Origin of the sequence: Shewanella sp. 4_MG-2023 (assembly GCF_030548015.1) — a bacterium.
GTDB lineage: Bacteria > Pseudomonadota > Gammaproteobacteria > Enterobacterales > Shewanellaceae > Shewanella.
Genome location: NZ_JAUORL010000010.1, coordinates 75,313 through 95,888, shown reverse-complemented (window position 1 = coordinate 95,888; position 20,576 = coordinate 75,313). Strand labels below are relative to the sequence as shown.

Here is a 20,576-nt window from a genome sequence, read left to right as displayed (position 1 = left end):
TTTTAATTCGGTAGCAATATTCATGGCATTTAATTATGGTAATCAAATATTAATTTATCATAAGTAAATGCCATGAGTACGAACCTAACACACCTAAACTACCTGTACTGGTCAACCCAAACTGGACACTTTTAGTTGGAAATTTTCAAACGCTACTGGTGACAGATCACCATTAGCGGAATGTAGCCGTTCTAAGTTGTAATATTTCATATAAGTAGCCACGTCTTTTTCGAGACTGTTATGTAACCCTCCGTAATCAAGCCATGCATTAAAACAATAAGTTGGTTTCAGATTATCAGTGAAACCGCCGCCTTATAAGGTATAGGGGCAATATCGCTGTCACCAAACGGATATAAATGTCTCAGTTGGATTTCAGCTGCTGAATTCTAAAAGTATCACCATCATTTAAAATTTGACCGCAAATATAGCTAGGGTAAAAAATGTTAAATAATAAGACTGTTTTAATCACAGGTGGCACCGGCTCATTTGGTAAGCAATTTATAAAAACTATCCTTGAGCGCTATCAAGATGTGAAGAAAATCATCATTTATTCCCGTGATGAACTAAAACAGTCAGAAATTCGTCAAAATTATCCACCAAAAGACTTTCCCCAGCTGCGCTTCTTTATTGGTGATGTACGTGACCGAAACCGTATGATCCAAGCCTGTGAAGGGGTTGATGTGATTATTCATGCAGCCGCTATCAAGCAAGTCGATACCGCTGAATATAACCCAACGGAATGTATTCGTACTAATATCGATGGTGCTGAGAATGTGATTCAGGCTGCGCTTCAATGCGGCGTTCATGATGTGGTGGCGCTATCAACAGATAAAGCCTGTGCGCCTATTAACTTGTATGGTGCAACTAAGTTAGCATCTGATAAGTTGTTTGCTGCTGCCAATAATATTAGGGGCTCTAAAGATATTCGCTTTAGTGTGGTGCGCTATGGCAATGTCATGGGCTCTCGTGGTTCAGTTATTCCATTCTTTATGAAAAAGAAAGCTGAGGGTCTATTGCCCATTACCCATGAAGAGATGACCCGTTTTAATATCTCTTTGCAAGATGGGGTTAACATGGTGATGTATGCCCTTAAACATCACCTTGGTGGCGAGATATTTATTCCTAAAATTCCTTCATACAAAATTGTCGATGTTGCTCAAGCGATTGCGCCTGAATGCGCAACTAAAGTGGTTGGTATTCGTCCAGGCGAAAAACTGCATGAAGAAATGATTACCGATACCGATTCACTTAATACCATTGATTTAGGTCGTTACTACGCTATCTTGCCGTCAGTGTCATTTACCTATACTGAAACGGATTATATGAAGCATCATAACGCAGTAAAGGTACCTTTTGGTTTTAGGTATAGTTCAGGCACTAATACCCAGTGGGAAACGATTGAAGGATTACGTGAACTGATCGTTGAGCATGTAGACCCTAACTTTACTGTTTAATATTGAGTCGTAGAGATACATTATGATCCCTTATGGTAAGCAAGACATTACTCAGCAAGACATTGATGCCGTGGTTAAGGTTTTACAGTCTGATTTTTTGACTCAAGGGCCACAGGTTCCGGCTTTTGAAGCTGCGTTGAAAGCGCATACCGGTGCTGAATTTGCTTTGGCAGTGAATAGTGCAACGTCGGCTTTGCATATTGCTTGTTTAGCGCTAGGTTTAGGCCCAGGCGACATACTATGGACCACTCCAGTGACATTCGTAGCTTCTGCAAACTGTGGTTTATATTGTGGTGCCAGTGTCGATTTTGTTGATATCGACCCTCAAACCTACAATATGAGTGTGGATGCATTAGCAGCTAAACTCATTCAAGCCAAGGCTGATAATGTTTTACCTAAGGTGATTGTGCCAGTTCATTTATGTGGCCAAGCCTGTGATATGCAGAGAATTCATGCATTATCAAGAGTATACGGATTTAGCATTATCGAAGATGCATCCCACGCTATTGGCGGACGTTACTTAGATAGGCCAATTGGTAACTGTGCCTACTCAGATATCACAGTGTTTAGTTTTCATCCGGTGAAAATTGTTACCACTGCAGAAGGTGGCGCTGCTATGACGAATAGTCAAGTGCTAGCAGATAAAATGGCGCTTTATCGTAGCCATGGGATCACCCGTGATCCCAAACTGATGGAAAATGAATCTCACGGTGGTTGGTATTACGAGCAAATTGATCTTGGCTTTAACTATCGTATGACTGAATTACAAGCAGCATTGGGTGTATCGCAGATGCAACGCTTAGATGATTTTGTTGCCACCCGTCACCGTCTTGCTAAGCGTTATAATCAATTATTGCAAAACTTGCCACTGACTTTGCCTTATCAGTTAGAAGGCACCTATTCAGGGTTGCATTTATATGTCATTCGTTTGCAATTAGAGGCTATTTCAAAGACGCATGGTGATGTTTTTGCCGCGCTGCGTGAAAATGGTATAGGGGTTAATTTGCATTATATTCCCGTTCATACTCAGCCTTATTATCAAAGAATGAGTTTCAAGCTTGGGGACTTCCCGCAAGCAGAAGCTTATTATCAAGAAGCGATTTCATTACCGATGTTCCATTTGATGACTGATGAACAACAAGATGAAGTGGTTCGCGTGCTTACCTCAATATTAAAGGGATAATCATGAACATTGCGATTATTCCAGCCCGCGGTGGAAGTAAACGAATACCGCGTAAGAATATAAAACTTTTTCACGGTAAACCGATGATAGCGTACTCGATTGATGCAGCATTGAAGTCGGGCTGTTTTGATAAGGTTATTGTATCAACTGATGATGCTGAGATTGCCGAAGTGGCCAAGCAATTTGGTGCTCAGGTGCCATTTATACGGCCCGATAATATAGCTGATGACCATGCCACCACCATGGATGTGATGCACCATGCTATCCAGTGGTGCGTACAACAAGGTTGGAATATTGAGGCTGTTTGTTGTCTGTACGCTACTGCGCCATTTGTGACACCAGAGTTGCTGACTGAAGGTTATCAAAAACTGCAACAAGATAAAGATATAGAGTTTACTTTTAGTGCAGCCACATTTTCTTTTCCTATTCAGCGGGCGATTAAGCTCTCCCAACAGGGGGAGGTTTCTATGTTTGATGCCACTAAAGAGCAAGTGCGTTCACAGGATTTAGACGAAGCCTACCATGATGCGGGGCAATTTTATTGGGGACGTAAAGACGCATTTTTACAGCGTAAAGCGATATTTGCTACCCACTCGCGTGTAGTACTGCTTCCAAGGATTCGCGTGCAAGATATCGATACCGCAGAAGATTGGGAATTTGCTGAAGCTTTATTTACGTTACTTCAACAGCAGGCTTAAACCATTGTACAAAAGAGTCCATTTATGAAAGTTGTATTTCGTGTCGATGCTTCGATTTGGATCGGCAGTGGTCATGTTATGCGTTGCCTAGTTCTGGCTGATGCATTGAAAAAAATGCATCACGATGTCAGCTTTGCTTGTTTGCCTCAAGCGGGCGATATGATTGCTTATATCGAACAAAGACATCATCAAGTCATTAAACTCACGGCCGAATCTTCTCCAATAACACCGATAAGTGATACCGACTACCTTGGTTGGCTACAAAGAAGTGTCGCACAAGATGCTGTCGACTTCATCAATCAAGTTAACCAAGCCGACATAGTGATAACCGACCATTACGCGATTGCTCAAGAGTGGCAAAAGATAATTAAAGTTGCACTTGTCTGCAAGCTTGTTGCAATAGATGATCTTGTTAGATACCACGATGCCGATTGTATTTTAGATCAAACCTTGGGGCGACAAGCGGAAGAGTACAGCAGTGAAACGGTGGTTTTAGCCGGAACTGATTACGCTTTATTAGCCCCGCAATTTAACTTGCATCGAAGTAAGGCATTAACTAAAACGGCTCCTATTAATACGCCAAAGGTATTGGTTTCTATGGGCGGAATTGATGCACCTAATGCAACGCTAGCAGTTTTAACATCATTAGTCGGTAAAGTGGAAGCAACCTTTACTGTATTGCTCAGTCCGCGAGCGCCTCATTATCAACAGGTTGTCGATTGGTGTAATCATCATGACGATGTTACTCATTGTGACTTTAGCGACAATATGGCGCTATTGATGCTAGAGCATGATATTGCCATCGGAGCACCGGGTACCACCAGTTGGGAGCGGGCGTGTTTAGGTTTACCCAGCATCATTATCCCTCTTGCAGATAACCAAAAAACAATCACCACACAATTAGTCAAGCATGGTGCCGTTATAGCACTAACTTTGAATGATGTTGAACAATACATAACAAACGCTTTTCAAACGCTATTAAGCTCTTGGAAACAGTATCATAATGTGAATTTAGCATTGTGTGATGGTAAAGGGACAAATAGAGTTGTTGCAGAGTTTATTAGGTTAAAAAATGAAAATCACAGTAATTTGCAGTAACCCTAAACATCCAGTTTATAAATACTTAGAAAATTGGATGCAGCAAAATAGTCAAACCTATGATATTGCACTATTAACTACAGTTAAAGATATTAAAATGGCAGGAGATATCCTGTTTTTATTATCTTGTTCTGAAATTGTCCGAAAATCTATAAGAAACTTATTTAGTTATAGTTTAGTGCTTCATGCGAGCGATCTACCTGAAGGAAAAGGTTGGAGTCCACATATTTGGGATGTTGTAAATGGAAAAAATACTTTAACGCTTTCTCTATTAAATGCAGAAGATCGTGTGGACTCAGGTGATATTTGGCAAAAGAAAATTATCAAGCTCCAAGGCAATGAGCTTTACGATGAAATTAATCATAAATTATTTAAAGCAGAATTAGAGCTGATGTCTTGGGCATGTGAAAATATTGAAAATGCCATAGCTACACCACAAAAAAGCGATGTGGCTTCATATCATCGAAAACGAACACCAGAAGATAGTAAGTTAGATGTGAATCAGTCAATTATCTCACAGTTTAATTTGCTCAGAGTTTGTGACCCGCAAAGATTCCCTGCATATATAGAAATTAATAATCAAAGATATAATATCCGATTGGAGAAGTCTGATGACAAATAATTATATAGAAATAAATGGCCGAAAAATTGGCCCAGACTATGAGCCTTACATTATCGCGGAGTTATCAGCTAACCATAATGGGGATATAAACCGTGCTTTCAGCATTATGGAAGAGGCCCAAAAGGCGGGCGCAGACGCAATAAAATTACAAACCTATACGCAAGATACCTTAACAATTGATTGTGATAAAAAAGACTTTCAAATTCATGGAGGCTTATGGGATGGCCAAAGCTTATTCGAGCTATATAAAGGTGCTCATATGCCATGGGATTGGCATAAGCCACTGTTTGAAAAAGCTAAAGAGTTAGGTATTACTATCTTTAGTTCGCCGTTTGATTTTACGGCGGTGGATTTATTGGAAGAGCTTAATGCGCCAGCATATAAAATTGCTTCATTTGAACTTGTTGATTTGGCATTGATTGCATGCGTAGCTAAAACAGGTAAACCAATGATTATGTCTACAGGTATGGCTAATAAAGATGAGATACAAGAGGCTATCGACACAGCATATCAAAATGGCTGTAAAGAGTTAGTTATACTGCACTGTGTTAGTGGTTATCCGACGCCTGCAGAGCAATATAATTTACGAACAATTACAGATATTGGGCAACGTTTCAACGTTTTGTCAGGCTTATCTGACCACACGATAGATAATGCAACTGCTGTAGCATCTGTTGTTTTAGGAGCATGTCTAATTGAAAAACATTTTACTCTCGACCGAAATGGTGGAGGTGTAGATGACAGTTTCTCGATAGAGCCACTTGAATTAGCGCAATTGTGCAAAGATTCAAAAACAGCATGGCAAGCCATGGGACAAGTAAACTATGAGCGTACTGAAGCAGAAAAAGGCAATGTAAAGTTTCGCCGCTCACTGTATGTGGTAAAAGACATAAAGGCTGGTGAAATGTTTACGGCTGAAAATGTCCGCAGTATTCGTCCAGGTTTTGGATTGGCACCGAAACATTATGAACAAGTATTAAGTAAATTTGCAGGCAAGAATTTAACAAAAGGTACAGCACTCACTTTTGATGCAATACTTTCCGATTAACCTGCCATATTGTGGATGAATACGATTATCTCTGCTTCAAAGCAAGTCTGTAGGTTACGCAATACATGACCTATTATGTTAAGTGTTGCTTGAATGATAAGCCATGAACGATATGCATCTTGGAAACTTATTTATAAAAGCTAAAAATGGCATACCCCATGGTTAACCACTTTTTGTTTAGTGGTTAACATCCCATAAAGATTGCTGTGGCTTAAAAATGTCACAATTAGATGAGTAAATGCGCGGGCTTTTCGTATATAATTTGCCTCCACTTGAAAAAGTGACCTTACTTTTGTTTTATACCAACATGGACTGTTGGTTTTGGAGTTGTTATGTCTCGTAAGTATTTTGGCACCGATGGTGTAAGAGGAAAGGTGGGTGATTTTCCGATTAACCCGTCTTTTGCGATGAAGTTAGGTTGGGCTGCAGGGACGGTTTTAGCGTCAGCAGGCACCAAAGAAGTCATTATTGGTAAAGATACTCGTATTAGTGGTTACATGTTAGAAACTGCTCTGCAAGCCGGCTTTTCTGCTGCGGGCATTAATTGCGCGTTAGTTGGCCCTATGCCAACGCCGGCGATTGCCTATTTAACCTCGACCTTTAGAGCTGATGCAGGGGTAGTGATCAGTGCATCGCACAATCCTTATTACGATAACGGTATTAAGCTGTTCTCAAACTCGGGCACTAAGCTTAATGATGCGCAAGAATTAGAAATTGAACACTTACTTGATCAAGCCATTAATCATGGCGCAATGTCGTGTGTGGACTCGGCAAAGCTCGGTAAAGTTCGCCGTATTGCTGATGCTGCTGGGCGTTATATTGAGTTTTGTAAAGGTACTTTCGATAAGAATAAGTCCCTTGCAGGATTAAAAATTGTGGTTGATTCGGCTAATGGCGCAGCGTATCACATCGCTAAAGAAGTGTATGCTGAGCTCGGAGCTGAAGTGATCAGCATTAATGATAAACCAGATGGGTTAAACATTAATGAACGCTGTGGCGCAACCCACCTTGATAGCCTGCAAACTGCAGTGATGGTGCATGAGGCTGACTTAGGTATTGCCTTAGATGGCGATGCTGACAGGGTGTTGTTTGTTGATCATAACGGCCATGTGGTTGATGGCGATGAAATCATCTTTATTTTAGCGCAAGCGTTTCAACAAGCTGGTGAGTTAAATGGCGGTGTTGTCGGTACCTTGATGTCAAACCTAGGTTTAGAGCTGGCACTTAAAGAAATGGATATTCCCTTTATTCGCGCTAAAGTGGGCGATCGCTACGTGGTTGAGCAGCTTAAAGAAACCGGTTGGTTGCTTGGCGGCGAAGGCTCAGGCCATATCTTAAGCCTTAAACATACCACCACAGGTGATGGTATTGTGGCATCGCTGCAAGTGCTTGATGCTGTAATTGAGTCAGGTAAAAGCTTAGCTGAAGTTAAGTCAGGTATGACAAAACTGCCGCAAGTGCTGATCAATGTGCGCTTAAGTGCCAACAACGCCGATGAAATTATTGCCTCTGATGCCGTGCAGCAAGCAGTAACAGCTGCTGAGCAAGTGATGGGTGATAATGGCCGTGTGTTATTGCGTAAATCGGGTACTGAGCCATTAATCCGTGTAATGGTTGAATCAACCGATGCGGATATGACCCAAACCCAGGCGCAATCAATTGCGGATGTGGTTAAAGCGGCAAGTTAATAATTTGTCTTATCAATCAGGGTAGATTTATCTATGCTATTAAATGCCAGAGTATTGATACTCTGGCATTTTTGTTATGCGTGAGACATCAATTTCTATTGATAATTGGCGTATAATACCTTTAAAGCACTTTGATATAAGTACTTTGATATAAGCGCTTTAAAGGTCATTTTAATGTTGAAGGTTTACTGAGTATGATTTTAATCACAGGTGGTGCAGGTTTTATCGGTAGCACCTTAATACGTTACTTGTTAGCTCATACTCAAGAATCTATCGTGAATCTTGATGCCTTAAGTTACTCAGGTAACCTTGATTCATTAAAAGATGTCGCGAACTCAGAACGATATCACTTCGTTCATGCAGATATTTGTGATGCCAATAGTCTAAAACAGGTTTTTGCCAAGTTTAAACCGACAGCGGTAATGCACCTTGCTGCAGAAAGTCATGTGGATCGCTCCATTGATAATGCCAGTGCTTTTATGCAAACCAATATCATCGGGACATTCACATTGCTTGAAGTGTGCCGTGAGTATTGGAACACGCTAGCAACTGATGCTAAAACTGCGTTTCGATTTCATCATATTTCAACCGATGAGGTTTTTGGTGACTTAGATAGTGATGAACTGCCATTTTCTGAGCAGACGTCATATAAACCAAGCTCGCCTTATTCTGCCTCAAAAGCTTCTTCCGATCATTTGGTCAATGCTTGGCAGCGTACTTATGGTTTGCCAGTGCTGGTTAGTCATTGCTCAAACAATTATGGTCCTTACCAATTTCCTGAAAAATTGATCCCCCACACCATTTTAAATGCCTTAGCGGGTAAGCCGTTAACCGTTTACGGTAATGGCCTGCAAGTAAGGGACTGGTTACATGTAGAGGATCATGTTCGCGGCCTTTATCAAGTGCTGACACATGGCGAAGTAGGCCAAAGCTATAATATTGGTGGTCTTAATCAAGTGACCAATATTGATGTGGTTAACAGCATATGTGCGCTATTAGAGCAATTGGCACCAGAGGCTAAGCAAGGCTGCCAATCTTATGCTGAGTTAATTACCTATGTTGACGATAGGCCCGGTCATGATAGTCGCTATGCCATTAATGCATCAAAAATTCAATCACAATTAGGTTGGCAACCTGAACATGATTTTCATTTGGGGTTAGCTGCAACGGTTAAATGGTACATCGATAATCCTAGCTGGTGGCAACAGATCTTAACTGGTGACTACCGCCTTAACAGACTTGGGCTCGCTAATGGAAATATCAATGAGTAGTTTAAGCGCTGTGCAGCCCATCACTTCTGCACAGTATAAAGGCATTATATTAGCGGGTGGCACGGGCAGTCGCTTATTTCCGCTAACCCTTGGCACCTCTAAACAGTTATTACCTGTCTATGATAAGCCGATGATTTATTATCCCTTATCGGTACTCATGCTGGCGGGTATTAATGACATTTTACTGATCTCAACCTCTGAAGATCTGCCCAGCTTTAAACGCTTATTAGGCAACGGTGAACGCTTTGGTATTCAGCTCAGTTATGCAGAGCAAGCAGCGCCAGAGGGTTTAGCGCAGGCGTTTATCATTGGTGAGCAGTTTATTGGTGATAGTAACGTGGCATTAGTGTTAGGCGATAATATTTTCTATGGGCAAAACTTTACTGAAAAGCTAAAACAAGCTACAGCCAAAGCGTCTGGTGCAACCGTATTTGGCTATCATGTTAGCGATCCCGCGCGATTTGGGGTCATTGATTTTGACGATAAAGGTATTGCCCTAAGTATTGAAGAAAAACCGACCGTCCCTAAAACCAACTTTGCCGTTACGGGGCTTTATTTTTACGATAATGAGGTCGTATCGATTGCTAAGCGTATTACTCCGTCAGCAAGAGGTGAGCTTGAAATTACCGATGTGAACATGGCTTATCTGGCTAAAAAAGCCTTAACTGTGGATATATTAGGGCGAGGGTTTGCTTGGCTTGATACCGGAACCCATGATGCACTGCTTGAAGCGAGTCATTTTGTGCAGACCATTGAGAAACGCCAAGGCTTAAAGGTGGCCTGTCTTGAAGAAATCGGTTTCATTAATGGTTGGTTATCTGTTGATGAGTTAGCGCAACAAGCACAATTTCATCAAAAAACGGCATATGGCACTTACCTAAGCCAACTCGTAGAGGAACATCGTTGATGAAGGTTATTGATACTACCATTTCTGATGTCAAAATCATTGAGCCTCAAGTGTTTGAAGATGAACGTGGCTTTTTTATGGAAACCTTTCAACAAGCTCGTTTTCAACAATTGCTAAAAGCCAATCAATCCTTTGTGCAGGATAACTATTCACGCTCACATTATGGTGTGCTTAGAGGGCTTCATTTTCAAACCCAGAAGCCGCAAGCTAAATTAGTGAGAGTCGTTAGAGGCAAGGTGTTTGATGTGGTTGTTGATATCCGCCCACAGTCATCAACTTATGGCGCTTGGGTAGGGGTTGAGTTATCTGAGACCAACCAGCGACAATTGTGGGTGCCTGAAGGCTTTGCCCATGGCTTTGTTGCTTTAGAAGCGTGTTGTGATGTTGAATACAAATGTAGCGATTATTATGACCCTAAAAATGAAGCTTGTCTTAGCTGGGACGATGCTGACTTAGCCATTAATTGGCCTATTAGGGAGGTCATTCAATCAGCTAAAGATCAACAAGGGTTATCTTTTCAGGCGTTAAAAGCAATGCACAATGAGCAGGCGTTAACCTTAAAGCCGGACATCACAAAGTGAAGCTGTTATTAACAGGCGCTAATGGTCAGTTAGGATTGAGTATTAGGCGCTGCATTGCAGATCATAATGCCTTTTTAGCCAAGAATAATGGCAACTATTCTAGAATTATTAGCAGAGCTCTTAACAGAGAGAACAACAGAGAGAGCCACTGTAAAATTAACACCGACTTGTCATCTCAATGCATGCCAAATGAGCTACAACTTCTCACGGCAGATAAATCAGATTTAGAGATCAGTGACGCTAATGCGGTCATGGAAATGATTGATAGGCTTAAACCCGATTTAATCATCAATTGCGCCGCCTACACCCAAGTGGACCAGGCTGAAACACATCAGCAGCTTGCTGATGATGTGAATGCCACAGGGGCGAAGAATCTTGCCTTAGCGGCGCTAAAAGAATCTATTCCACTTATTCATATCTCAACTGATTATGTGTTTGATGGCAAAAGTGGCAGGCTGCCATCTCAAGCTGCAAGTTCAGCGCTGCCTGTAGATGAGCCCAAGCTTGCTGGTGGCCTTGAAGCAACCTTTGCAACCGCCTCTAACACTGCTATTGAAACTGCAATTGAAAACAGTCCAAGCCCATATTCTGAAACTGCTGTGCCAAATCCGCTGAATATTTATGGCGAGTCTAAGTGGCGCGGCGAGCAATTGATTACTGATATTCTGCCGCAGCACATTATCATTCGAACGTCTTGGCTGATAAGCGAATTTGGGCATAACTTTGCTAAAACGGTGCTGAGATTAGCCAAAACTAAACCGACTCTGGCGATGGTGGCCGATCAAATAGGTTGTCCTACTTATGCGGGGGATTTAGCCAAAGCGATATTAAACATCGCTGCGCAAATTCAGCAGGGTAAAACAGTTTGGGGCACTTTTCATTACTGCGGCGATACAGCTACCAGCTGGTATGGTTTAGCAAAAGCCATTGTCGATGAAGCAAGTGTACAAGCTAAGTTACTAACAGTTCCTACACTCAAGGGGATTGATACTCAGGACTATCCTTTGCCTGCTAAGCGGCCACCCTACAGTGTGCTTGATTGCCAGCAGATAAAAATGGCTTGGGGTATCGATGCTTGTGATTGGCAAGTATCCATTAAAACTTTGATTAGAAATCTCGATATAGATGTTTTATAACTTTTTTTAAGAGTATTTATAACAGCTTACAGATTTTGCTCAAGCTCAGCTTAAGTAATCGGCTACACAAATGCTAACTCATTAATCGGCCTAATCCTCCCAGTGTCTTTGGTTAACATCTAACCTTTCGCAGTTAGCTTTTCAGTTGTAACTCTCTACCACTTAGATGATTGGAGGAGTTAGTTATTACTTTTTAGATCATTATTGCAAACAAACCTTTTCATCCTTTTTATTCCTTTTTGTTATAGCTAACCCTTCATTAATAACTTTTACTATCAGTTGATACTGGTAATATGATTGCATGCAACTTTGGATTAACAATCATGGCTATGAGACGGATCATCATTTGTCTGTTTAAAGCGTATGAATTATTAAAGGTTTATTGGAATAGATATGTCGACACAATTGACTCATTTAAAGCAACTTGAAGCAGAATCCATTCAAATTATGCGTGAAGTCGCCGCAGAATTTGATAACCCTGTCATGCTCTACTCGGTAGGTAAAGACTCCTCGGTTTTATTGCACCTTGCGCGTAAAGCTTTCTATCCCGGCAAAATTCCTTTTCCTTTGATGCATGTTGATACCAACTGGAAGTTTAAAGAGATGATTGCTTTTCGTGATCAAATGGCCGAAAAGTACGGCTTTGACTTAATCGTTCATAAAAACCCTCGCGGTTTAGAAATGGGCTGTAGCCCGTTTGTTCATGGTAGTGCTAAGCACACCGACATCATGAAAACTGAGGGCTTAAAGCAAGCGTTAGATATGCATGGTTTTGATGCTGCTTTTGGCGGTGCACGTCGTGATGAAGAAAAATCCCGTGCCAAAGAGCGTGTGTATTCTTTTCGCGATAACAAGCACAGATGGGACCCTAAAAACCAACGTCCTGAGTTATGGAATATTTATAACGGTAAAGTGGATAAAGGCGAAAGCATTCGCGTTTTCCCATTATCAAATTGGACTGAATTAGATATCTGGCAATATATTTATCTTGAAGGTATTGAAATCCCATCGCTTTATTTAGCTGCAGAAAGACCAGTTTTAGAGCGTGATGGCACCTTAATCATGGTTGATGATGACCGAATGGAGCTTGAAGAAGGCGAAGTCATTGAGCATAAGATGGTGCGCTTTAGAACATTAGGTTGCTATCCACTCACTGGCGCAGTTGAGTCGGTTGCACAAACCTTACCTGAGATTATTCAAGAGATGCTGCTTTGTACAACATCTGAGCGTCAAGGACGAGTGATTGATAATGATTCATCCGGTTCAATGGAAAAGAAAAAAATGGAAGGGTATTTCTAAGCTTTTTAAAACCTCATTTTTATGAAGTGTTTGGCACTTCTGATTATTTGAACCATTACATTACCAATGTGTTGCTGCAGTTGAATATACGCTCAGAGCAGCGCGTTAGCTTAAGGAATTTATGATGTCTAATACCGCTTTAATCGCTTCAGATATTGAAGCTTATTTAAACGTCCATGAAAATAAAGATATGCTGCGCATTTTAACCTGTGGCAGTGTTGATGATGGTAAATCGACCCTTATTGGTCGTTTGTTGTATGACAGTAAAATGATTTTTGAAGATCAAATGGCGGCCATTGAAAAAGACTCAAAACGCTTTAATACCACAGATGAGTCGTTCGATTTAGCCTTATTGGTTGATGGCCTGCAGTCTGAGCGTGAGCAAGGTATTACCATTGATGTGGCTTATCGCTATTTTGCCACCGAGCAACGTAAATTTATTATTGCTGATACTCCAGGTCATGAGCAATATACCCGCAATATGGCAACGGGCGCTTCGACTGCTGATTTAGCGATTATTTTGATTGATGCAAGGCATGGGGTGCAAGTACAAACTCGCCGTCACAGCTTTATTTGCTCTCAGTTGGGTATTAAGCACGTCATCATTGCCATCAATAAAATGGACGCGGTGGATTACGACCAAAGCGTTTATCAAAATATTAAGAAAGACTATCGTGAGTTTGCGGAAAACCTGCAATTTAACGATATTCGCTTTGTGCCGATTTCAGCATTAAAGGGCGACAATGTCGTCAACGAGAGTGCCAACATGACTTGGTACCCGGGTTCAACCATGATGAAACTGTTAAATACCGTGACGGTTGCCAAAGATAAAACCCACCCATTTCGTATGCAAGTGCAATACGTTAATCGTCCAAATCTGGATTTTCGCGGTTTTTGTGGCACGGTTGCATCGGGCGATATCCGCGTTGGTGATACCGTCAAAACCTTGCCTTCAGGTAAAGAAAGTAAAGTTAAATCTATAGTGACCTTTGATGGCGAGCTTGAAAAAGCCACTATCGGCATGGCAATTACCATCACCTTAGAAGATGAAATTGATATTAGCCGTGGTGACATGCTAGTTCGCCCACATGAACTGCCATTATCAAGCAGCAATTTTGAGGCCGATGTGGTGTGGATGACTGAAGAGCCATTACATGTCGATCGTGAATATGCCATTAAAATGGGCAGTAAATCAGTTTATGGCTATGTCGAGAATGTGAATCACAAAGTCGATGTGAACACCCTAGAGACATTTGATGCACATCAACTTGAACTTAATGAAATGGGTAACTGTAACTTTGCAGTCAATGAAGCTGTGCAGTTTGATGCTTATGATATCAATCGAACCACTGGTGCGTTTATCATTATCGATCGCCTAACCAATGTCACCGTGGGCGCGGGGATGATAAGAAATTCATTAGAAGGCAAAGCAGCAACCACTGAAGCCAAACCTTCAGCATTTGAAATCGAATTTAATGCATTGGTTAGAAAACATTACCCTCATTGGGGCGCAAAAGTCATAGGCTAAGCTAGTACAGATGAGCACCTAGGCTTTATCAAAAAGCTGCAATGCGATTGATTAGCTTGCAGCTTTTTTTGACTTTGTATCCTTGAGGTTGGTTTCTATTTATGTCTACAGATGCATACTTAACAATAAGTATTTTCATACTAACGATTTGTGGTTTATTAAAATTTCAAAGTCGACCTGCTGCCGTGTGCGGTGTGACCTTATTATCCTTAGTTGCACTTGGGTTGGTGTCTAAAGCGCAATTATTATCGAGTATTGCTAACCCTGGGTTAATCACACTCATTCTATTAATCATTTGCTCTTTCGGGTTAGAGAAAACCCGATTGCTGAGAGTTATTGCCTCAAAAGTGATTGTTGTTGGCTATAAAGCCACTTTTTTACGGCTGTTTGGTGTCACCACGATTTGTTCTGCGCTACTTAACAATACCGCGGTGGTGGCGACGCTTTTGTCGCCAATACGTAATAACCCGCATCATTTTGCCAGTAAATTATTATTGCCTTTATCCTACGCGGCAATTCTCGGTGGCACGCTGACTTTAATTGGCACCTCAACCAATTTGATTGTAAATAGCCTGTATATTGATGTTGAAGGGCGTTCATTAGCCTTTTTCTCTTTTACCGCTATCGGCTTAATACTGGTGATTTGTTGCGGGGCCGTGTTAGCTGTGTGTGTCAGGTTTTTGCCAGAAAATGAACAGACTCTTGATGGTAATAAAGGTTATTTTATTGATGCAAAAATCATCGAAAACTCAGAGCTGATTGGCCGCTCTGTCGAGGCCAATGGTTTACGGCATTTAGAGTCATTATTTTTAGTTGAGGTCGTTAGAAAGGGAAGGTTAATCACCCCGGTCGCGCCAACAGAAGTGTTACAACAAGATGATCGACTTATTTTTAGTGGTGATATTGCAAAACTAGGACAATTAGGCCAGTTTTCAGGGCTTGAAACATTTGCCCATAAAAATGATTTAAAAGGCTCAAATCTCACTGAAGTGGTGGTAAAGCAAGAAAGTATTTTAGTGAGAAAAACACTAAAGAAAGTCGGCTTTAGAGCACTATTTGATGCCGCAGTGGTGGCGATTCGCCGAGATGGCGAAAATGTCTCTGGCAAACTTGGTGAAGTCGAGTTACAAGCGGGTGACTTTTTAGTGTTATCTGTTGGTGAGGATTTTAAATCTCGTCGTAATTTAAGCAAAAACTTTATTGTGCTTAGCGGCGTCGAAACTGAGATACGCCTTAACGGCTGGAGGGCATGGTTAGCTGTCGGTGGCTTTTTAACTTCAATAGCCCTTGCCGCATTTGGGGTCATTGATTTACTTGAAAGCTTAGTGATTTTATTAGGGCTACTGGTGTTTAGTCAGTCACTTAACGTCAATGAAGTGATGCGCCGATTACCGGTCAATATTTGGCTCATCGTCGCCTCTGCCATTTTACTTTCCCATGCATCGGTTAATGCTGGCGTTGTCGAATTAATTGGTGATGTGGTTAATCAGAGTGTCGATAAAGAGCATGCTTATATTGCCTTGATTATGGTTTATATTCTCACATGGTTGATGACTGAATTAGTGACCAACAATGCTGCTGCAGCGCTAATGTTTCCCATTGCTTATAGTTTGGCGCTCGGTTTTGGGGTGGATGTTTTACCTTTTGTGATGACTGTGGCATTTGCTGCCAGTGGCAGTTTTATTAGCCCTTACGGTTATCAAACCAATTTAATGGTGTTTAATGCAGGTCAATATAAGCTAAAAGACTTTGTCAAAGTCGGTTTGCCCGTCAGTATTGTTTACGGCTTAATCGTGAACATCAGCGTGCCAATATTTTTCCCGTTTTAATGGGCAGCTTTAAACAATAAAAACATAATATTTGTCAGTATTAACAGAACTAAAAAGTGAACAAGGAATAATCATGTCAAATACACCCTACCAAGACGTTAATGTGCTTGGTGACAAGTCAACAGATGTTGTTTGGCACTTGGCAAGTGTGTCTCGGGCACAGCGCATTAAGCTAAATGGTCATAAGCCTGCCGTTTTATGGTTCACAGGGTTAAGTGGCTCTGGTAAATCTACAATTGCCAATGCAGTTGATAAAATGCTTCATGATCTAAACTGTAAAACCTATGTGCTCGATGGTGATAACGTTCGCCATGGCCTAAATGGTGACTTAAGCTTTACTGATACTGATAGAGTTGAAAATATTCGTAGGGTTGGTGAAGTATCCAAGCTATTTGTCGATGCGGGGCTGATTGTGTCTACTGCTTTTATTTCGCCTTTTTTAGCTGATCGCGACATGGTGCGAAGCCTGTTGGCAGCAGATGAATTCATCGAAATCTTTATTGATACCCCGTTAGCGATTTGCGAACAACGCGACCCTAAAGGGTTATATAAAAAAGCCAGAGCGGGCGAGATTAAACACTTCACCGGCATTAACTCAGCTTATGATGCGCCGACGAATGCTGAAATTCATGTGAAGACCGCAGAGCAAGATATTGAGCAATGTGCTTTACAAGTGATTAGCTATTTAACAGATAACGGTTACTTATCGTAAGGCTTGGTTTTAAGCATGGTAGAAAGCACTTCTCAGCCAAAGATTTTTACACAAGGTTTGGCTTCAAAGAATCCACATTTGATCCTATGGTGCTTATGGCTAGAGTAAAAAATATTGAAGCGGCTCAAAAAGCATTAATATAAAGGATGCAAAGTGTGCCTAAAAATTATTCCTGCTATTCAGAGAGCTTGAACAAGTGCGGTACACTAAAGTAACAAACTTTATTATAAGAAAACGATATCCGCCCTCAGAAAATTATTAAACTATTGAGTTGTAACCGTTCATGATAACCATATTTTTATAAAATTTTAATACGGGCGTACAGTACTGCTATTGAGTGCTGCCATTGAATAATTAAAAAGGCCTTCACAAATATTTGTGAAGGCCTTTTTTGATAATAGTTATTGTCATCGTTTATTGATAAATAGGGACATTACTTTCTCATCATTCTCGCCACATACATGCCGTCACTATTGGCTTCAAAGGGCCATACGGTAATATGCTCAAGCTTAGCTTGGGTAAATGGGTGTACGCTGGTGATCAACTCAAAGTCACTATTGTGTTGTAAAAATTGCTGCACCACTTGTTCGTTTTCAAGCGGTGATAATGAGCAGGTTGCGTAGACGAGTTTGCCGCCTGGTTTTACCGCCTTTGAACTGCGAGTTAAAATATCTAACTGCAGTGCGGGTTTATCTTCGATACAGCTTGGCTCATCTATCCAGCGCATATCTGGGTTTCTGCGCCATGTGCCAGTGCAACTACATGGGGCATCAACCAGTACGCCATCAAAATGGGCTTTGGCTACCGGTAAAGCATCGCTTTTCCAGCGCGCCACAGTAATGCTGTCAAAGTTTGCTCGTTTAGCGCGCTTATTAAGCTCTTCTAGGGCTTTTGAACGAATATCTGATGAGGTAATAGTACCTGCTGTATTGTTGTTTGAGGCGGCATTTTGCAGCATCAATGAGCGCAGCTGTAATGTCTTACCGCCCGCGCCACTACAGGTGTCCCACCATTGCTCGTTTGCTAAAGGCTGACAGACATTGCCGATAACTTGCGAGGCTAAATCTTGAATTTCAAGTTTGCCCTGTTTGTATAAATCAACGTCATTGAGGTTAATGCTTTTGCTGCCAAGGCTTAATGCATCAGTAAAGTATTCATTGGCTAGGGCATCAATACCAGCTGCTTGTAATGTGGTAACAGCTGATGCTGTATCAATGCGCTGCGCTCTTGCCCAAATGGGAGGACGGCTACTCATGGCTTCAATCAATTTTAGTTTGTTTTGCTGATCATCAATGGTGCATAGCGCCCAAAACCAATCGGGTAATAGTTGAGTTTCAGCAAATTCAATGGTCGTGAATAACTGGCCCATAAGGCTATTTTTATGGCTAACATCAAAGTTTGCACTTGATTGCGGATTAGATGAGTTAGCAACATCATTAGCGTCAATGGTGTGATTTATCAAGCTGACTTGTTCGGGGCTTAAGCCGCCAAATTGTTGCCACGCATCAGCAAACTGACGCCATTGATGCTGCTCAAGTAAGGCACAAGTGCTGAGCATTTGATACCAAGTTTGTTGCTCATGCTGAGAACCCAGCTGTTTTAACCAGCCCCACCAACGAAATAGCCCAAATAAGGTTTCGCGGATCACGCGGCGATCTTTTGAGCCATGCTTTTTGTGCTCACGGAAGTAGTTTGCCACAATCCTATCAGCAGGCATTTTGGTGTCTAATACTTCATCGAATAACTTTTTGATGGTGGCAGAGTAGCTTAATGCTCTTTTTTCTGCGGGAGTATTAGCTTGAAGATGGGGTTGATTAACTGGTTCCATGACTCACTCAGGTTGGCTTTGCAGCGCAATGGGGATAATAGTGCTGCAGTTTACCATGACTGCTACTGTTGTTAAATCCGTGGTTGCAAGGTCAACAGCGGTTAAATCAAGGTATGTGACCTCAAATGCGACTAATCCTTAGATTAGTCGCCTTCCATTTTGTGGATAAAAGACAATTTAGTAAACAGCTCTATTAAAATGGGTGGTCTACCATCACCCAAGCATTGGTGGCTTCATCTGATTGGGCGATATCAAACCTTACAATGATCCCTGCGGTTAATGCTCTAAGAGAAACGCCGTAATCAAATTTCAAATCGGTTAATAATTCATTGGCGGTATAAGCCTCGCCAACGCGGCCAGCTTCAACAAAGCCCACCAATTGAAACCAATCTAGACGTAAAAATTTAAGCCAGTTTACATCTTCGATGGGGTTGTTTTTGAAGGTATAGCGATATTCTGCAGTGCCGTATATGGAGGCTTTATCATGAAAACGACTGTTGTCATAACCGCGCATTCGATAAAAACCACCAAGTGTTGCGCCTTCGCTGTAAGGGGCATCATTGGTGATCCGCCTGCCTCCTTCGTCGTTATACTCAAGCTTCCATGAGGGCGAGTAACCTGTCCAAAAATTTAACGCTAATATACGCTGGGATGCCCAGTCGGAGGCGCCAAAAGAGAAGTATTTACTGGCTTCAAATTCGATAAATGTCCACTGATTATCAGAATCTAGCCAAGCCGCATCATGGGAAATGGCGACAAACTGCTTACTGCCGTAACTGGGGTTTCGTGAAAAGTCGGTATTATCATAAAGCAGTCCTAAACTCATCGCATGAACGGCGCCATCTAATTCTCCGTCTTCAAATTCAAAGGTTTCAAAGCGGTTAAATTGTTTCAGTGTCGCCACTGTGGCTCCAGACTCAAGCGGATTCCAGCTGTCACCGCCAGAGGGTTTTGAGCTCAGCAAGCCGCGGGTTAGTTCATAGTGTACTTGGCCTTTATCACGTGTTGCGCCAATGGGTAGGGTGTATTCAAGCTGTATATTCCACCAGTTTGACGAGCCATCAGCTTGTAAAAACTGTTCATTTGATGAGTCATTACTACCAGGGATAGGTGTGCCTGCAGGGGTATAATTTAAGGTGCCCCCTGCGTAGGCTTTTTTCTGTGGATAATAACCGACAAAGCCAACGGCACTTAAAAAGAAGCGTTCGGTTCGTGGTATTTTAAAGTTCCAAATTCCGGCGCCAACACCGTAACTGACATCGCCACCATAGACAGTAGCGCCAATCGTCATTTGTTCTTGTCCATAACCACTGACCATAGTGCCAATGCCTAAGTTTAATCCCATTGAGTCAGTGCTGAAAGCGTAGGGGAGTATCAGCTCTTCGGTACCAACCCTTGGGGACTCAGCGCGATTAACGATGGATTTGATATTCTTTGGCGCGCTATGGGCAAAAGATTGCGTCAGTAATAGTGAAAAGGCCAAAAGGGCGGTGAAATAGTATCGAGTCGAAGCTCGGGAAAAGCGCATTTTTATCATCCGTGAGCCTTTAACATTGTCGGTGAGTACGTAATTAACGGGCTGATAGTTAATCATTTTATTTATTAGATAAATATAGATGAAGTTGATTAAAAATCTAATTCGGCGGCTAATTTAGGCCATATTTATTGCGACTAGTTTGAGGGCGACGAGTGAT

General features: G+C 41.7%; 17 protein-coding genes and 1 pseudogene. 15 read left to right on the top strand and 3 right to left on the bottom strand.

The window, feature by feature from the left end; genetic code table 11:
• Nucleotides 1–111: 111 nt before the first annotated feature.
• Nucleotides 112–234, bottom strand: a pseudogene (locus Q4546_RS07660) (IS3 family transposase); the annotation flags it as partial.
• 206 nt (nucleotides 235–440) lie between these two features.
• Between Q4546_RS07660 and pseB the strand changes: the two are divergent.
• The 15 genes from pseB (at nucleotide 441) to cysC (ending at nucleotide 17,054) form a co-directional block, all read left to right on the top strand.
• The gene (gene pseB / locus Q4546_RS07655) at nucleotides 441–1,454 is read left to right on the top strand and encodes a UDP-N-acetylglucosamine 4,6-dehydratase (inverting) (protein WP_303446020.1); all 1,014 of its coding nucleotides are present in this window, start codon (nucleotides 441–443) and stop codon (nucleotides 1,452–1,454) included.
• A 22-nt stretch (nucleotides 1,455–1,476) separates the two neighbouring features.
• Nucleotides 1,477–2,637 (top strand): UDP-4-amino-4,6-dideoxy-N-acetyl-beta-L-altrosamine transaminase, encoded by a 1,161-nt coding sequence (pseC, locus tag Q4546_RS07650; RefSeq protein ID WP_303446019.1) that lies wholly within the window; start codon nucleotides 1,477–1,479, stop codon nucleotides 2,635–2,637.
• A gap of 2 nt (nucleotides 2,638–2,639) precedes the next feature.
• Complete coding sequence (pseF, locus tag Q4546_RS07645) at nucleotides 2,640–3,335, top strand: pseudaminic acid cytidylyltransferase (RefSeq protein WP_303446018.1); 696 nt, start codon at nucleotides 2,640–2,642, stop codon at nucleotides 3,333–3,335.
• Nucleotides 3,336–3,359: 24 nt separating this feature from the next.
• Nucleotides 3,360–4,433, top strand: a complete 1,074-nt coding sequence (pseG, locus tag Q4546_RS07640; protein WP_303446017.1) for a UDP-2,4-diacetamido-2,4,6-trideoxy-beta-L-altropyranose hydrolase — start codon at nucleotides 3,360–3,362, stop codon at nucleotides 4,431–4,433.
• Nucleotides 4,408–5,055 carry a UDP-glucuronic acid dehydrogenase gene (locus Q4546_RS07635; RefSeq protein ID WP_303446016.1) on the top strand — a complete coding sequence of 216 codons (648 nt, stop codon included), beginning with the start codon at nucleotides 4,408–4,410 and terminating at the stop codon, nucleotides 5,053–5,055. The genes pseG and Q4546_RS07635 overlap by 26 nt, the downstream gene beginning before the upstream one ends.
• Nucleotides 5,045–6,103 (top strand): pseudaminic acid synthase, encoded by a 1,059-nt coding sequence (gene pseI / locus Q4546_RS07630; RefSeq protein WP_303446015.1) that lies wholly within the window; start codon nucleotides 5,045–5,047, stop codon nucleotides 6,101–6,103. Before Q4546_RS07635 ends, pseI begins: the two co-directional genes overlap by 11 nt.
• A 332-nt stretch (nucleotides 6,104–6,435) precedes the next feature.
• Complete coding sequence (gene glmM / locus Q4546_RS07625) at nucleotides 6,436–7,791, top strand: phosphoglucosamine mutase (RefSeq protein ID WP_303446014.1); 1,356 nt, start codon at nucleotides 6,436–6,438, stop codon at nucleotides 7,789–7,791.
• 194 nt (nucleotides 7,792–7,985) lie between these two features.
• On the top strand, nucleotides 7,986–9,062 hold the full coding sequence (gene rfbB / locus Q4546_RS07620; protein ID WP_102520753.1) for a dTDP-glucose 4,6-dehydratase: 1,077 nt from the start codon (nucleotides 7,986–7,988) through the stop codon (nucleotides 9,060–9,062).
• Nucleotides 9,055–9,969, top strand: coding sequence for a glucose-1-phosphate thymidylyltransferase RfbA (gene rfbA, locus Q4546_RS07615; protein WP_303446013.1), 915 nt, complete (start codon nucleotides 9,055–9,057; stop codon nucleotides 9,967–9,969). The genes rfbB and rfbA overlap by 8 nt, the downstream gene beginning before the upstream one ends.
• Complete coding sequence (gene rfbC / locus Q4546_RS07610) at nucleotides 9,969–10,550, top strand: dTDP-4-dehydrorhamnose 3,5-epimerase (protein ID WP_303446012.1); 582 nt, start codon at nucleotides 9,969–9,971, stop codon at nucleotides 10,548–10,550. Before rfbA ends, rfbC begins: the two co-directional genes overlap by 1 nt.
• Entirely contained in the window at nucleotides 10,547–11,686 is a 1,140-nt protein-coding gene (locus Q4546_RS07605) for a sugar nucleotide-binding protein (RefSeq protein WP_303446011.1), read from the top strand. Before rfbC ends, Q4546_RS07605 begins: the two co-directional genes overlap by 4 nt.
• 393 nt (nucleotides 11,687–12,079) lie before the next feature.
• On the top strand, nucleotides 12,080–12,985 hold the full coding sequence (gene cysD, locus Q4546_RS07600; protein WP_076537299.1) for a sulfate adenylyltransferase subunit CysD: 906 nt from the start codon (nucleotides 12,080–12,082) through the stop codon (nucleotides 12,983–12,985).
• 121 nt (nucleotides 12,986–13,106) lie between these two features.
• A complete protein-coding gene (gene cysN / locus Q4546_RS07595; protein ID WP_102475723.1) occupies nucleotides 13,107–14,513 on the top strand; it encodes a sulfate adenylyltransferase subunit CysN in 1,407 nt (468 codons plus the stop codon).
• Nucleotides 14,514–14,614: 101 nt separating this feature from the next.
• A complete protein-coding gene (locus Q4546_RS07590; protein WP_303446010.1) occupies nucleotides 14,615–16,342 on the top strand; it encodes an SLC13 family permease in 1,728 nt (575 codons plus the stop codon).
• A gap of 73 nt (nucleotides 16,343–16,415) precedes the next feature.
• Nucleotides 16,416–17,054 (top strand): adenylyl-sulfate kinase, encoded by a 639-nt coding sequence (cysC, locus tag Q4546_RS07585; RefSeq protein WP_303446009.1) that lies wholly within the window; start codon nucleotides 16,416–16,418, stop codon nucleotides 17,052–17,054.
• A gap of 433 nt (nucleotides 17,055–17,487) precedes the next feature.
• Here cysC and Q4546_RS07580 read toward each other — a convergent pair whose 3' ends face one another.
• Together Q4546_RS07580 and Q4546_RS07575 are read right to left on the bottom strand one after the other, a co-directional pair.
• Nucleotides 17,488–18,882 carry an RsmB/NOP family class I SAM-dependent RNA methyltransferase gene (locus Q4546_RS07580; protein ID WP_303446008.1) on the bottom strand — a complete coding sequence of 465 codons (1,395 nt, stop codon included), beginning with the start codon at nucleotides 18,880–18,882 and terminating at the stop codon, nucleotides 17,488–17,490.
• 193 nt (nucleotides 18,883–19,075) lie between these two features.
• Nucleotides 19,076–20,410, bottom strand: a complete 1,335-nt coding sequence (locus tag Q4546_RS07575) for a BamA/TamA family outer membrane protein (protein ID WP_303410882.1) — start codon at nucleotides 20,408–20,410, stop codon at nucleotides 19,076–19,078.
• Between the last annotated feature and the right edge of the window lie 166 nt (nucleotides 20,411–20,576).

What these genes read in the sequence shown, in the direction of transcription:
- rfbB (WP_102520753.1), top strand. Translation starts at nt 7,986, where the DNA reads ATGATTTTAATCACAGGTGGTGCAGGTTTTATCGGTAGCACCTTAATA.
- rfbC (WP_303446012.1), top strand. Translation starts at nt 9,969, where the DNA reads ATGAAGGTTATTGATACTACCATTTCTGATGTCAAAATCATTGAGCCT.
- cysC (WP_303446009.1), top strand. Translation starts at nt 16,416, where the DNA reads ATGTCAAATACACCCTACCAAGACGTTAATGTGCTTGGTGACAAGTCA.
- Q4546_RS07575 (WP_303410882.1), bottom strand. Translation starts at nt 20,410, where the DNA reads ATGCGCTTTTCCCGAGCTTCGACTCGATACTATTTCACCGCCCTTTTG.
- pseF (WP_303446018.1), top strand. Translation starts at nt 2,640, where the DNA reads ATGAACATTGCGATTATTCCAGCCCGCGGTGGAAGTAAACGAATACCG.
- Q4546_RS07580 (WP_303446008.1), bottom strand. Translation starts at nt 18,882, where the DNA reads ATGGAACCAGTTAATCAACCCCATCTTCAAGCTAATACTCCCGCAGAA.
- rfbA (WP_303446013.1), top strand. Translation starts at nt 9,055, where the DNA reads ATGAGTAGTTTAAGCGCTGTGCAGCCCATCACTTCTGCACAGTATAAA.
- Q4546_RS07635 (WP_303446016.1), top strand. Translation starts at nt 4,408, where the DNA reads ATGAAAATCACAGTAATTTGCAGTAACCCTAAACATCCAGTTTATAAA.
- Q4546_RS07590 (WP_303446010.1), top strand. Translation starts at nt 14,615, where the DNA reads ATGTCTACAGATGCATACTTAACAATAAGTATTTTCATACTAACGATT.
- pseG (WP_303446017.1), top strand. Translation starts at nt 3,360, where the DNA reads ATGAAAGTTGTATTTCGTGTCGATGCTTCGATTTGGATCGGCAGTGGT.
- cysN (WP_102475723.1), top strand. Translation starts at nt 13,107, where the DNA reads ATGATGTCTAATACCGCTTTAATCGCTTCAGATATTGAAGCTTATTTA.
- glmM (WP_303446014.1), top strand. Translation starts at nt 6,436, where the DNA reads ATGTCTCGTAAGTATTTTGGCACCGATGGTGTAAGAGGAAAGGTGGGT.
- pseI (WP_303446015.1), top strand. Translation starts at nt 5,045, where the DNA reads ATGACAAATAATTATATAGAAATAAATGGCCGAAAAATTGGCCCAGAC.
- pseC (WP_303446019.1), top strand. Translation starts at nt 1,477, where the DNA reads ATGATCCCTTATGGTAAGCAAGACATTACTCAGCAAGACATTGATGCC.
- pseB (WP_303446020.1), top strand. Translation starts at nt 441, where the DNA reads ATGTTAAATAATAAGACTGTTTTAATCACAGGTGGCACCGGCTCATTT.
- cysD (WP_076537299.1), top strand. Translation starts at nt 12,080, where the DNA reads ATGTCGACACAATTGACTCATTTAAAGCAACTTGAAGCAGAATCCATT.